This window comes from Rhodoluna miladensis (SeqCode), from assembly GCF_965234705.1.
Lineage (GTDB): Bacteria > Actinomycetota > Actinomycetes > Actinomycetales > Microbacteriaceae > Rhodoluna > Rhodoluna miladensis.
Window position 1 is genome coordinate 765,615 of the sequence record NZ_OZ248465.1, and the last position, 13,295, is coordinate 778,909.

General features: G+C 50.5%; 13 protein-coding genes. 8 read left to right on the top strand and 5 right to left on the bottom strand.

Annotation, left to right across the window (positions count from 1 at the left end; genetic code table 11):
* The first annotated feature begins 111 nt into the window (after positions 1-111).
* The gene (locus AC8GDC_RS03810; RefSeq protein WP_506557348.1) at positions 112-324 is read left to right on the top strand and encodes a DUF7455 domain-containing protein; all 213 of its coding nucleotides are present in this window, start codon (positions 112-114) and stop codon (positions 322-324) included.
* Here the strand turns inward: AC8GDC_RS03810 and AC8GDC_RS03815 are convergent.
* Genes AC8GDC_RS03815 through AC8GDC_RS03825 form a run of 3 tightly spaced genes read right to left on the bottom strand, consistent with a single transcriptional unit; the run spans position 313 to position 3,812 of the window.
* The gene (locus AC8GDC_RS03815) at positions 313-1,056 is read right to left on the bottom strand and encodes a hypothetical protein (protein ID WP_506557349.1); all 744 of its coding nucleotides are present in this window, start codon (positions 1,054-1,056) and stop codon (positions 313-315) included. The two genes, AC8GDC_RS03810 and AC8GDC_RS03815, sit on opposite strands and share 12 nt — an antisense overlap.
* The gene (locus tag AC8GDC_RS03820) at positions 1,053-2,318 is read right to left on the bottom strand and encodes a MurT ligase domain-containing protein (protein WP_506557350.1); all 1,266 of its coding nucleotides are present in this window, start codon (positions 2,316-2,318) and stop codon (positions 1,053-1,055) included. Before AC8GDC_RS03820 ends, AC8GDC_RS03815 begins: the two co-directional genes overlap by 4 nt.
* Before the next feature lie 6 nt (positions 2,319-2,324).
* Positions 2,325-3,812, bottom strand: coding sequence for an RNA polymerase sigma factor (locus tag AC8GDC_RS03825; protein ID WP_506557351.1), 1,488 nt, complete (start codon positions 3,810-3,812; stop codon positions 2,325-2,327).
* Between the two features lie 181 nt (positions 3,813-3,993).
* On the opposite strand from AC8GDC_RS03825, the gene AC8GDC_RS03830 reads away from it, so the two are divergent.
* Positions 3,994-4,833: an SDR family NAD(P)-dependent oxidoreductase gene (locus tag AC8GDC_RS03830; protein ID WP_506557352.1), complete on the top strand. Its 840-nt coding sequence runs from the start codon at positions 3,994-3,996 to the stop codon at positions 4,831-4,833.
* Here AC8GDC_RS03830 and AC8GDC_RS03835 read toward each other — a convergent pair.
* Positions 4,822-5,742: a proteasome assembly chaperone family protein gene (locus AC8GDC_RS03835; RefSeq protein WP_506557353.1), complete on the bottom strand. Its 921-nt coding sequence runs from the start codon at positions 5,740-5,742 to the stop codon at positions 4,822-4,824. The two genes, AC8GDC_RS03830 and AC8GDC_RS03835, sit on opposite strands and share 12 nt — an antisense overlap.
* 39 nt (positions 5,743-5,781) lie before the next feature.
* On the opposite strand from AC8GDC_RS03835, the gene AC8GDC_RS03840 reads away from it, so the two are divergent.
* From AC8GDC_RS03840 to sucB, 3 genes are read left to right on the top strand one after another with little or no spacing between them, the layout of a single operon-like run.
* Entirely contained in the window at positions 5,782-7,245 is a 1,464-nt protein-coding gene (locus AC8GDC_RS03840) for a leucyl aminopeptidase (protein ID WP_506557354.1), read from the top strand.
* 56 nt (positions 7,246-7,301) lie between these two features.
* Positions 7,302-8,678, top strand: coding sequence for a dihydrolipoyl dehydrogenase (gene lpdA / locus AC8GDC_RS03845; protein WP_506557355.1), 1,377 nt, complete (start codon positions 7,302-7,304; stop codon positions 8,676-8,678).
* 32 nt (positions 8,679-8,710) lie between these two features.
* A complete protein-coding gene (gene sucB / locus AC8GDC_RS03850) occupies positions 8,711-10,075 on the top strand; it encodes a 2-oxoglutarate dehydrogenase, E2 component, dihydrolipoamide succinyltransferase (protein WP_506557356.1) in 1,365 nt (454 codons plus the stop codon).
* Here sucB and AC8GDC_RS03855 read toward each other — a convergent pair.
* On the bottom strand, positions 10,064-10,798 hold the full coding sequence (locus tag AC8GDC_RS03855; protein ID WP_506557357.1) for a hypothetical protein: 735 nt from the start codon (positions 10,796-10,798) through the stop codon (positions 10,064-10,066). The genes sucB and AC8GDC_RS03855 overlap by 12 nt on opposite strands.
* 76 nt (positions 10,799-10,874) lie before the next feature.
* Between AC8GDC_RS03855 and lipB the strand changes: the two genes are divergently transcribed.
* The 3 genes from lipB to AC8GDC_RS03870 are packed head-to-tail and all read left to right on the top strand — an operon-like array spanning position 10,875 to position 13,232.
* Positions 10,875-11,510 (top strand): lipoyl(octanoyl) transferase LipB, encoded by a 636-nt coding sequence (gene lipB, locus AC8GDC_RS03860; protein ID WP_506557358.1) that lies wholly within the window; start codon positions 10,875-10,877, stop codon positions 11,508-11,510.
* The gene (gene lipA / locus AC8GDC_RS03865) at positions 11,507-12,514 is read left to right on the top strand and encodes a lipoyl synthase (protein ID WP_506557359.1); all 1,008 of its coding nucleotides are present in this window, start codon (positions 11,507-11,509) and stop codon (positions 12,512-12,514) included. Before lipB ends, lipA begins: the two co-directional genes overlap by 4 nt.
* A 16-nt stretch (positions 12,515-12,530) precedes the next feature.
* Positions 12,531-13,232 (top strand): DUF4191 domain-containing protein, encoded by a 702-nt coding sequence (locus AC8GDC_RS03870; protein ID WP_506557360.1) that lies wholly within the window; start codon positions 12,531-12,533, stop codon positions 13,230-13,232.
* Positions 13,233-13,295 lie beyond the last annotated feature (63 nt).

The following is a 13,295-nucleotide window of genomic DNA, read 5'->3' on the forward strand; positions in this document are numbered from 1 at the left end:
TGAAACCAACACCCATGAGAAGGAAAATACTTCGCTTTTAGCGAAAAGAGGCTCTAAATGGACTAAAAAGTCCGATGTGTGTGTTGAGATTAGCTCAGAAGGGATACACACATGCAACCAGTTGAAGCAACAGCAACGAACCCAGGCTCCACCCTCAACGCAGCGGATCGCTGCGACGTTTGCGGTGCTCAGGCCTACATAAGGGTCTCTCTTGCAACTGGAGAACTGTTGTTTTGTGCCCACCACGGCAAGGCCAACAAGGAAAAACTTGAGCCAATCGCAAAAGGTTGGCTTGACGAAACCGACAAACTTCTAGCGCGTTAGTCGCTGCTTTAGTTCAGACCTGGCCATACCGGCGTAGTCATCGGCAATTTTTGCCTCTGCACTCAACTGTTCATAATTGAAGCCAGATTTTTTCGCCACAATCGCTAAAAACTGATCCGCGAGGTTTGGGTTCATTGGTAGCAGCGGGCCATTCAATCTTGCAGCCATCAAATTGCCATCCACGAGGCCCTCGCCTGGTACTTTTTTAGCAGACTTACTCGAGCTGTTTCCAAACCCTGTCTTCAGTAAGACAAGCGGCTGAGCTGTACCCAACAGTTCGATTTCTGAGGAATGGTTGGAGTACCCGGTTGTTAGATTTCCAGCCTGGTCAAAACCGTAGCTTTCACTAGAAGCGCGATTAGCCACTCGCTGGCTTCGGGAAGGAAATATCCCAGCTCCTGCAACAGTTCTGCCATCTAATAGCTCGATACTCTCGCCCAATATTTCCCAGCCCAAGCCTAGAGCCAAAAAAGGAACTCCATCAGCGGCAAGTTCCCTTAGCTTCGCGGCTTGCCCCTGAACTAGTTCGAGTGCTTCAAGTGCTCCGGCCAGTGTGCCGGAACCGATGAACACTGCGTCGATGTTTGATGCAATTGATTCCGAACCGTCAAATTCTTGAACAGTCGAATCGATACCCGACCATTTGAGCCTTGCAACCAAAGCGTCGAGATTTCCTCTTTCGCCATTTAGGCCAAGCTGGGAAGGAAATAGGTGCAGGAATTTGACTGTCATTTTCCACTCTCCAGATCCAAAAAGCCCATTAGTTTGCGGATAGCCATCATTTGCTCGTAGTTAGTCAATAGAGTCCCGCGTTTGCCACTGGTTTTCAGAAATGAAACATACTCAGCAAGCGCCTGCTTGCTATCGGGCTGAACTTTTTCAATGGATTTGCCTAGGTAGCTAAGGCGTGTTGCCCAGTGCCAGGCGCGCGAGCCAGAAATCATTCTGACCTCACCAATTCGAGCCAGGTCAATATCGAAAATCCACGATGGGTCAGGGGTTCCCTCGTCCATCGCAATCCAAATCGCTGTTTCTGGATCCTCCATCGCAACCAATGTGGCTCTCATGCTTGATGGGTTTTTCATCATAAGAATCTGAATCTCAACACCCTGATAGCTGGTTATTTCGCCACGCCCGTAAACAGTCTGTTGACTTGAAATAGCTGCTGAAGCAGCCTGCATATCAAAGGAGCTGCCAAGAATTCGCTCTGCCACCGAAAAAGCTAAAGCCGTATCGATGGCAAAGTGCAAACCTTTGCCTGGAAGCTGCACGGATGTCATTACTCCCCCCAGCGAAAGCGTTGCAACACCATCTACTTCGTCAACAACTGAAACTGAAACTGGGATGTCATTTACAACGTTCCCCTTGCCAAACCTTGGAGCGGCTAATGCTCCAGCGGGCCATTTCGAAAGAGCTTTTTCTGACACCTGAACCTGAGTTACCGATACATCGGCAAGCATTGCTCCGATGTCAACAAGATTGGCATCTGAGCCGTTGATCACAACACCTTTTGTTGCACTGCTTGCTGCAGCCAGCAGCATTCCAACCACGCGATCTGGTTCAAAGAATCTGTTGAGCTGGTCAATTTGAACGTTGGTGAGCACAACCCAGCTGGGTGCAATAAATGGAGCCAAAACTTCACCGTAAGCTTCATCAACTTCAAGTACAGCTACGTCTGCATCGAGTGACCCAGAAAGGGATGCTTGGCCGATCACGGCTGAGCCGATGCCCTGTGGCATGTTTCCACCGGATGGATTGCTAAAAACCTTGAGTCCTTGAGAGGCGAGGGTTCCGGCGACCAAAGAGGTGGTGGTGCTCTTACCGTTTGAGCCAGAAACGAAGATAACTCCGTACTTTAGGGCACCAAGAGTTTTGCTGAGAAGTTTTGGTTCGATCAGCATTGCGATGCGACCGGGAATTGCCGATCCCCCGCCTCGCAGTTTGGCGACAATACGAATTAGTTTGCCGACTAAAACTGCAAGAGAGAGCCTCAAGGTTATCTAGTTGTCTAAGTAGTCACGCAGCATTTGGGAGCGTGAGGGGTGCCTTAGCTTCGACATGGTCTTGGACTCTATCTGTCGGATTCGCTCTCGTGTGACACCGAATTCTTCGCCGATCTGGTCAAGAGTTTTCTGAACTCCATCTCCAAGTCCGAAGCGTGATTTGATGACTCCGGCTTCTCTCGGGTGAAGTGACTGGAGGATTCTTTCCAGCTCACGTTGCAGCATGGTGAAACCAACGGCATCCGCTGGGACGACGGCCTCGGTGTCTTCGATAAGGTCACCGAATTCGCTGTCACCGTCTTCTCCAAGTGGAGTAGAAAGTGAAATTGGCTCGCGTCCATACTTCTGGACCTCTACGACCTTTTCAGGCGTCATATCGAGCTCTCTTGCGAGTTCTTCAGGGGTTGGTTCACGGCCGAGATCCTGAAGTAGCTGGCGCTGCACGCGAGCTAGTTTGTTGATTACTTCAACCATGTGAACTGGAATACGAATGGTTCGAGCCTGGTCCGCCATAGCACGTGTGATGGCCTGTCTAATCCACCAGGTTGCATATGTTGAGAACTTGTAACCCTTGGTGTAGTCAAACTTCTCTACTGCACGAATAAGGCCTAGGTTTCCTTCTTGAATTAGGTCAAGAAACTGCATTCCTCTTCCGGTGTATCGCTTTGCAAGCGAAACAACCAAACGAAGGTTTGCCTCAAGTAGGTGGGATTTTGCCTTTTGGCCATCTTTCACAACCCACTTCAAATCGCGTTCCATGTCTCTTGCGAGCTTGCGCTTACCCGCGAGTTTTTCTTCGGCAAACAAACCAGCTTCGATTCTCTTTGCAAGCTCTACTTCAAGCTCTGCATTAAGGAGGGCGACTTTACCAATCTGCTTTAGGTAATCCTTAACCGGATCAGCAGTTGCACCAGTGATTGTGGTGCTCTGAGTTGGAATATCATCTTCTTCGGTGTGTGAAAGAACAAATCCACCACCGGGAACAACGACTTCTTCCACCTCATCAGCTGCAGGAAGCTCTGGCTCGACAGCGGTGATGTCTACAGCTTCGGCGACGTCTGCGACGATGTCTTCGACAGATTCAAGTTCAATTTCTTCGTCGTCTTCAAGTTCGTCATCGAGAAGAGCTTTACCCTTAGAGCTAAGTTTTCCTGCCTTGCCCTTTAATTCTTTTTTGGAAGCTTTAGATGCCGGACCAGTAGATCCCTTAACTGCCTTGGTGTTTTTCGAAACAGCGCTGCCTTTAGCGGACTTTGATGCAGGAGTAGCTTTAGAAGTTTTTGCAGACGTCTTGGCTGCAGGCTTGACTGATTTAGCAGTTGCCTTAGCCTTGGCTGAAGGCTTGGCGGCAGCTTTTGCTGGTTTGGAAGTTTTTGAAACTGGTTTAGAAGTTTTCGAGGTAGTGGTTGCCTTTTTGGTCTTGAGCGCGCTCTTAGAACCCGCTGTGCGGGCTTCTTTTTTTGGAGCTGCAGGAGCTTTTGCCAATTGGTCCTCTCACCGGAAGGCTTTTCCAGGCATTACTAAGACCCATGTCAAGTCGGATAAATCCGTCTGACTGGGTCTTCTCTTATTATGCCACGGTATCCCGAGCTCTTTTGACCCCAAACACCGTGCCTCTAGGTAAACAACGATTCGGCTTTTGCTATTCCTGACCTAGCCTTGAGCCATGCCGCTAGCGATTATCACGGGAGCCAACACTGGCCTGGGCTTCGAAACGGCCCGCGGATTGCTTCAAGTTGGCTTTGAGGTTGTTATCACGAGCCGTGACCTTGAGCGGGGTGAAAAGGCAGTGGCTCGATTAAAGTCCGAGTACCCAAATGGTCAGATCTCGGCTCTGGCTTTGGACCTATCTAATCAATCGAGCGTAAAAGCATTCGCGCCAAGGTTTGCCCAGGCACACAAGAAGTGGGACGTGCTGGTTCTAAATGCGGGAGCCAAAGTCCTATCCAGCTATCAGGAAACAGATTCTGGAATCGAGTATCACTTCGGGGTAAACGCGGTTGGACACTTTGCACTAGTTGCTGACTTACTTGCGCTTCGTGCTGCAGTTGCAAGAGTGGTTTCCGTCTCGTCAATAGTTGCAAGGTTCGCACCAAGTGCGCTTGGTCCTGCAGGATCACCCAAGTCCTATTTCGCAGGAGCAAGCTACTCCGCAAGCAAACTTTCTAACTACTTATTCGCAATCGAGCTACAAAACAGATTCGGGTCAGAGTCATTTAGTTCTTTAGCTGCTCACCCTGGTTTTGCAAGGGCGGAACCATATGGACCAAAGAGCACACGATTTTTTGAATCGTTTATGGCTCAGTCAGCGGCCAAAGGTGCTCTTCCAATTATCGAGGCGGCAACAGATAGCTCATTGCCAGGTGGTAGCTATCGAGTTCCGAAAATACTCGAGCTCTGGGGTGAGCCCAGTGAAGGAATTGTTCCAAAGATCACTAACCGTGAATCACTGATAAAGAATTGGGAAATACTAGAGACCCTGTCGGGTGAAACTTTAGCTCTGTGACTCGTCAGGATTGTTTCGCTGCCTAGAGGCTAGATAGCTTTCAAGTTCAGCAGCTATTTCATCAGCGTTTGGAAGTTTCACAAAAGGCTTCCTGATTGGTGCGCGAGAAGGACCGGTCACTTCGTTTTGGTATCCCTGTTCAAGAGTTGAGATCATCTTTTGAAGCTCTGGGTTCTCTGTGATTTGTTCAGAAAGCTTTGCAAGGAACTGCACACCATCCTCACGAAGATCATCTGTCGGGAACACCAACCCGGTTGAAGAGGACACCAACTCAAAAGCGGCAACCGCTGCTTGAGGGAAATCGTTGTCGGCTAGATAGTGAGGGCAAAGCAAAACATAACCAACGATCGGCATGCTGGTCTGCGCAACCTTGAACTCAAGAAGGTGCAGCACATTTCCAGGAACCTGGGTTTGTGGTTTCCATTCCGAAAGCTCATTGACAATGTCTTTTCTGTTCCCCGAGACAGTGACACCGATGTCTCGAGTGTGTGGAATAGGAAAAGGAATGGCGTGAAGCCAGGTGACGTCTTTTACTTGCAGTCTTTTGATTAGGCGAAGGATTGCATTTGTGAATGCTTCCCACCTGAAATCCGGCTCATATCCGTGAAGGAATAAAAATGGTTGATTCGCTTCGTCATGCACTAGGTATAGTCCAAGGCTTGCTGGTTCGTAATCCTCGATGTGGTCTTTTTCGAAATACATCACAGGACGTCTGGAGCGGTAATCGAGTAACTCGTCGTTATTAAAGGTCAGAATCTGCGATGTCGAAAGATTCGCAAAGATGTTCTCAGAGAACTGGTTAAGCACTCCCCCGGCATCAGTAAAGCCAGTCAGGCCCGCAATCAGGTGAAGACCTGCGGGGACCTCGACCTGATCAAACTCGAACTCGTATAGCGGCTCATTGGACATGCTCCAAGTCTAAGCACAAGCTGGAATAGCATGGACGCTATGACAAAGCTGAAGATAACCCTGACCCAAACCTCGCCTGCCACCTCGCGCCTAACCGCTACGGTTATTGGCGTCCAATCCAGCGCTAAGGACTTGAAGCTATCGAAGAACAATCTCGATTCGAAGCTAACGGCGGCAATCAACCTTGAATCCCTCGGAGTTTCCTCCGAGGTCGGATCCATCAAGAAACTTTCCGGCCCTAGTTCTTCGGTTATCGCTGTGGTTGGACTTGGAATAACGCTTGAGATTGATTCGATTCGACAGGCAATGGGGGCTGCAGCCAGAGAGCTTGGCAACTTCGAACACGTTGTTATTGACATTCCAATAACAACTAAAGAGCAGGTCCTGGCTGCAATTGAAGGGTTCCAGTTAGGAAACTACGAGTATCTGACATACAAACCAAAAGCGACCAAGAAGGTATTGAGTAAGCTCACACTTCTTACCTCTCTAAAGCCAACCGCCAGCGAGCTTGCGCAGCTAGAAGTCGTGGCCGCTGCGGTTCACCGAACTAGAGACATGGTCAACGCACCAGCAAATGATCTATACCCAGAGGTGATGGTGGCAGCTGCAAAGAAGTTGGTAAAGGGTTTACCGGTAAAGATCAAGGTTTGGGAAGAAAAGGACCTACTGGCCGATGGGCTTGGAGGAATTCACGCAGTTGGAAAAGGCTCTAACCGCCCACCTCGATTAGTAAAACTTGAATACAAGCCAACCGGTGCCAAAACCTCAATCGCGCTAGTTGGCAAGGGCATCACCTTCGACACCGGAGGGCTGTCCCTAAAGCCTGCCGAATCAATGGTCGGTATGAAATACGACATGACTGGCGCAGCTTCTTGTCTTCAGGCATTGATTGCTATTGCGGAGCTGGGGCTTCCAATCAAGGCGACCGCGTGGCTGTGTCTAGCTGAGAACATGCCCTCGGGCGGTGCCACCAGACCAAACGATGTCATCAAGATTCGAAATGGAAAGACCGTCGAGGTTCTAAACACCGACGCTGAAGGTCGACTAGTTCTGGCCGATGGTCTATCGATGGCTTCGGAAGAATCCCCAGATTACATAGTTGATGTTGCAACTCTTACCGGAGCTGCCACCGTTGCCTTGGGTAATAGGTATGCGGGACTCATGGGAGATGAAAAGGCAATAAAAAAGGTGCAGGATGCTGCAGCTACCAGCGGTGAGCTGGTTTGGCACATGCCACTGCCTGATGAGCTTCGACCGCTTCTGAACTCAGATATCGCCGACATCGCCAACGTGAAGATTGGAAATCGCGCCGGTGGAATGCTGATTGCTGGTTTGTTCCTAAAGGAGTTCATTGGAACTGAGGGCAAGAAGGCTCCTTCGTGGGCCCATTTGGATATTGCAGGACCTGCAAACAATGACGGCGCTGCCTATGGACACACACCCAAGGGGGCCACTGGAGTCACGGTTCGCACCCTGGTTCAGCTAGCCCGCGACCTAGCTTGATAACGGTAGTAAACTTAGCCCGCATCCAAAAATCCCTGCTCTAAGGAGAAATTCGCGTGGCCGATCACTCATTTGATGTTGTAATCCTCGGTGGAGGAAGCGGTGGCTACGCAGCTGCACTTCGCTCAGCCCAACTTGGCAAAAGCGTTGCGCTGGTTGAAAAGGACAAACTCGGAGGAACCTGTTTGCACCGCGGTTGTATCCCAACCAAGGCCCTGTTGCACTCAGCTGAAATCGCGGACAACACACGCGAAGCAGAAAACTTTGGAATCAATGCCACCCTTAACTCAATCGACATGCCAAAAGTCAACAGCTACCGCGATGGCATTATCGACAAACTTTTCAAAGGCCTAACCGGTCTGGTCAATTCCAAAAACATCACCGTTGTTGCAGGAGAAGGTCGCCTAACCGGGCCTAAGACCGTGACCGTAAATGGCGATAACTACACCGGAACCAATGTTGTTTTGGCAACTGGCTCTTACTCAAAGTCTCTTCCTGGTCTTGAAATTGGTGGACGGGTAATCACCTCAGACCACGCCCTCAAATTGGATTTTGTTCCAAAGAGCGTGATAGTTCTTGGTGGTGGAGTCATCGGTGTTGAGTTTGCTTCTATCTGGCGCTCTTTCGGATCTGAAGTGACCATCATCGAAGGCTTGCCTCACCTAGTTCCAAATGAGGACGAAGTAATCTCCAAGGCACTTGAGCGTGCTTACCGTAAGCGCGGAATCGATTTCAAGCTTGGAGTTCGCTTCAGTGGAGTAGAACAGACTGCTTCTTCAGTGACTGCCGTCCTAGAAGATGGGACGCGTGTGGAAGCAGAGCTAATGCTGGTTGCCGTTGGACGGGGTCCAAACACCGCTGGCTTTGGCTACGAGGAACAAGGCCTGACTATGGATCGTGGATGGGTAATCACCAACGACCGCCTAAACACCAACCTTCCCGGCGTCTATGCCGCGGGCGACATAGTTCCAGGAGTTCAACTAGCCCACCGCGGCTTCCAGCAGGGAATCTTTATCGCTGAAGACATCGCGGGACTAAACCCGGTAGCTATCGACGAAGACGGAATTCCAAAGGTCACCTACTGCGAACCTGAAATTGCATCAGTTGGTCTTTCTGAGGCCAAGGCTATTCAGAAGTTTGGTGCTGAGAACGTTTCAACGTACGAGTACAACCTAGCTGGCAACGGAAAATCCCAGATTCTTGGCACAGCAGGATTTATCAAACTGGTTCGCAGGAACAATGGTCCAGTTCTTGGAGTCCACATGATCGGCTCTCGCGTTGGCGAGCAAATCGGTGAAGCTCAGTTGATTGTGAACTGGGAAGCCTATCCGGAGGATGTTGCGACCTTGATTCACGCTCATCCAACCATGAACGAAGCCATGGGTGAGGCGCACTTAGCCCTCGCCGGCAAGCCTTTACACGCCCACGCCTAGACTTTAGATAGATAAACAAGGAGTTAGAAACAATGAGCGAATCCGTAGTGCTACCAGCCCTAGGTGAATCAGTCACCGAAGGAACGGTCACCCGCTGGCTAAAGAAAGTTGGCGACAGCGTCAACGTTGATGAGCCCCTTGTAGAAGTATCGACAGACAAAGTAGACACCGAGATCCCATCACCAGTAGCTGGGGTTATTGAGCAGATTCTTGTTCAAGAAGACGAGACCGTTCAAGTTGGAGCGGTTTTGGTCATCATCGGTTCAGGTTCGGGTTCAGCTGCACCAGCCGCGCCAGCCGCCGCAGCGCCTGTTGCCCCACCAGTAGTGCAGGCTCCCCCAGCACCAGTAGCACCTCCGGTTGTTGCAGCACCTGTTGCTCCTCCGGTTATCGCAACGCCACCAGTTGTTGTAGCTGCTCCAGTTGTTGCACCTCCCGTTGCACCTCCAGTAGTTGCAGCGCCGGTAATTTCTGTTCCTGCCGCTTCATCAACTGATGCCGGATACGTCACACCACTGGTTAGAAAGTTTGCTCAAGATTCAGGTGTAGATCTTTCTCGAGTTTCTGGAACTGGAGTTGGCGGTCGTATCCGTAAAGAAGATGTGATGGCGGCAACTTCTGCTCCAGTTGGATCTTCTGCTGCGCCAGCCGCAGCACACGTACCAGCGCCTATAAGCGCACTGCGCGGAACTAGCGAACCGATGTCTAGACTGCGCAAGGTACTTGCCGAGCGTGCGGTTGCATCAATGGTTTCATCAGCTCAGCTAACAACCGTGGTGGAAGTAGACGTGACTCGAATCGCTGAGATGCGAAAGAGTATCCAAGCTCGCTTCACTGCAGCTACCGGTACCAAGTTGAATTTCATGCCCTTTTTCTTCCTGGCTAGTGCCGAGGCTCTGCGCTCTCACCCAAAGCTAAACGCTTCAATCGAAGGCGAAACCATCAACTACCACCCGAGCGAGAACATCAGCTTTGCTGTTGACACCGAGCGTGGTTTGCTAACTCCGGTTATCCGTGATGCTGCATCCCTCAGCTTGGCTCAGATTGCGCAGCAGATTGCAGACCTAGCTTCACGCACTCGTGAGAACAAGCTAAAGCCAGACGAGATGATGGGTGGAACCTTTACCCTTACCAACACTGGATCCCGCGGAGCTTTGTTTGACACCCCAGTTGTGTTCTTGCCTCAGGTAGCCATCTTGGGAACTGGTGTCGTCCAAAAGCGCCCGGTAGTTATCACCAGCAGCGACGGTCAAGAGTCAATTGCTATTCGTTCGATGGTTTACCTGGCATTGAGCTACGACCACCGACTAGTTGACGGTGCTGACGCTTCTAGATATCTAGTTGACGTAAAAGCTCGTCTTGAAGAAGCGAACTTCCAAAACAACCTAGGGATTTAGTTCCTGCCCAATCTCGACTAGGTTTCCGTTCGCGGAAGCGTCAAGGCGATAGTGCAACCTTTTTGAACGGCCATCCTCGCAGTGGATTTGGCCCGTTACACTTTGAGTCGATCCAAGTGTTTGTTGGATCTCAAGGGTGAGTGTTCCAAGTTCTGATTGCACCAGCACTTCCGCTGAGCTAGTTGGTCCACGTCCTTCGAGACTTGCTGCTACCCAATCTCTAAGTTCACCAGCGGAAAGATCCAATGCACAGGAAACCTCTGGTTGCTTTGCATGATCCAAGATTTCTTGCTCTGGAACCAGATTCGGTACTAAAAACAGCCCCATGCTCAGCAGTGCTATCAACACCGGCCCTACCAAGGTGCGAAGTTCGAACCGCTTTTTGATTCCCGCAGACACAAAGCCAACCTCAGGTAGATGTACCTCTTCGCTAGCGCTCTGTTTGGCTAGTTTGTTGAGGCCCGAAAGAATCTTTCGAGTCCTTTGACTATCAGGCGCAACTAGCCAGATACTTCCAACTTCAATAAGTGAATATTCAATTTGTGCTTCGTCAAACACTTTGGCAATAGTTGGCCAACTGGGGCCAAGTGTTTTTCCACGCGTGAGTAGATATTCAGTGCCGAGTTGGTCGTGAGCTTGGTAGCTGCGGATACTGGGAGCGGAAATGGGTTTTCCCAGGTAGTACCCTCGGGCAACCAGTAAACGAGCATGTATCTGCCTCATAGCTTTAAGCATCCCAAGGCACCCCAACCTCTAGTAGGTGGGATTTGCTTCTTGGGATAACTCTTAGACTTGAGAAGTGCCGGAATTTCTAACCGCAGGACTTGATCCCGATTTCGTGCCATACCTTGATGGTCTAGCTCTGCAGCGAACCATTCATAAAGAAGTAGTCCAAGGCACTAGGCCAGATACCTGCATTTTGCTTGAGCATGAGGGTGTTTACACCGCCGGCAAGCGCACTGAGGATTCCGAACGACCAGACGACGGCACCGAGGTTATTGACGTTGACCGCGGCGGAAAGATTACTTGGCACGGTCCAGGTCAGCTGGTTGGCTACCCGATCATGAGACTTCCTAACCCAATCGATGTGGTCGGATACGTTCGCTGGCTCGAGCAAATACTTATCGATGTTTGTGCTGACTTCGGTCTTGAAACCGAAAGAGTTGAGGGTCGATCAGGAGTTTGGGCGCCGGTTGGCGGAACGCACCTAAAGATTGCCGCAATTGGCATAAGGGTTGCCGATCACACCACAATGCACGGCTTTGCTCTGAATTGTTCAAACTCACTCGATCCCTACGAGACCATCATTGCCTGCGGGATCAAAGATGCTGGTACCAGCACAATTTCTGCCCTAACCGGCAAGCTAGTCACCCCAGCTATGGCAGCCGAGCGGGTAAAGGTGCGTCTTCAAGACATTGCTAAAGTTGAGATATGACCCAGACCGATCCTGGAACTAAGCCTGCTAAGAAGATGCTTCGCATCGAGGCAAGAAACTCTGCCGTTCCGATCGAACGCAAACCAGAGTGGATCAAGACAGTCGCGAAAATGGGCCCGGAGTACCAGGCCATGCACAAACTGGTCAAATCAGAGAACTTACACACCGTCTGCCAAGAGGCGGGTTGCCCAAACATCTATGAGTGCTGGGAAGATCGCGAAGCCACATTTTTGATTGGCGGATCTCAGTGCACCAGACGGTGCGACTTCTGCCAGATTGATACCGGCAAGCCAGTGGCTTTCGATCCAGACGAGCCAAGAAGAGTCGCGGTGTCTGTTCGTCAAATGGAGCTTCGCTACGCAACCGTCACCGGCGTTGCAAGGGATGATCTTCCAGACGAAGGCGCTTGGCTGTATGCCCAAACCATCAAGCAAATTCACAAAAAGTCCCCCGGGACCGGAGTTGAGATCTTGGTTCCAGACTTTTCCGGAAAGCCGGAACTCCTCCAGAAGATCTTCGATGCTAAGCCAGAAGTTTTTGCACACAACGTTGAAACAGTTCCAAGGATATTCAAGGAGATCAGACCAGCATTTAGTTACGAGCGCTCCCTAGATGTATTGACTCAGGCCCGCAACGCAGGGATGGTCACAAAGTCGAACCTGATCCTTGGAATGGGCGAGACTCGCGAAGAGATCTCGCAGGCCATGATTGATGTGTTTAACGCCGGCACTGACATCTTGACTATTACTCAGTACCTAAGGCCAACACCAAAGCACCACCCAGTTAACCGCTGGGTAAAGCCACAAGAGTTTGTTGAGCTGAAGGAAGAAGCCGAAGCACTTGGCTACCTAGGGGTACTAAGCGGTCCCCTGGTTCGCTCTTCTTATAGAGCCGGCCGACTATGGGCTCAGTCCATGAACAAAAAAAGTCTTCCCGTTCCCGCAAACCTCCAGCATCTGGCCGACGCAGCAGCCAAAGATGGCTTCGCGCAGGCCGTCGCTTAAATAAAATAAGGAAATCATGGCAGAAAAAGCACCGAAGGTTCAAAAAGAGCCGGGCAGAATTAAGCAGCTATGGCAGGTCTATAAGCTCACCGCTAAATCCGACAAGAACTTTGTACTGGCCGGCACCCTTGGTTTTATTGCTCCACTAGCAATTGGTGTTCTGGCTATCGTCTTGTTCTTCAGAGATTCTGCCCTGACTGTTTTTCTCTGGTCAATAACCACACTTTTGTTTAGCTTCCTAAGTGCCCTAACTGTTTTGTCACGCCGAGCTGAGAAAGCTGCCTTCATGCGCATAGCAGGCCAGCCAGGAGCAGTCGCAGCCGTTATCAGCTCAACTCTCAAGCGTGGATATTCAACCAGTGACATGCCAGTAGCGGTTGATCCAAAATCCAGAGACGCCGTCTATAGGGCCGTTGGCAAGGCAGGAGTGGTCCTGATTGGCGAGGGCAACTCAGCTCGGGTTAGACAGCTCATCGAGGATGAAAAACGCAAGGTCTCAAGGGCGATTCCAGGAGTGACAATTCCAGTGGTCTGGGTCAATCAAGATCCTTCTTCGACCCCGCTTCACGCTCTAACTAAGACCATTTACAAGCTCAAAAAGGCCCTGAATCGCAGCGAGATTTCGATTGTGAACAAGCGTTTGGCGGGTCTTGGCCTGAACATACCTATCCCTAAGGGCATTGATCCAAACCGGATGCGCCCTGGCCGCCGGATGTAAGTTTTACATTCCTGAAACATTTCAAGAACTTTCTGAAACATCCTTCTAGCTAGAGTTAGGGCT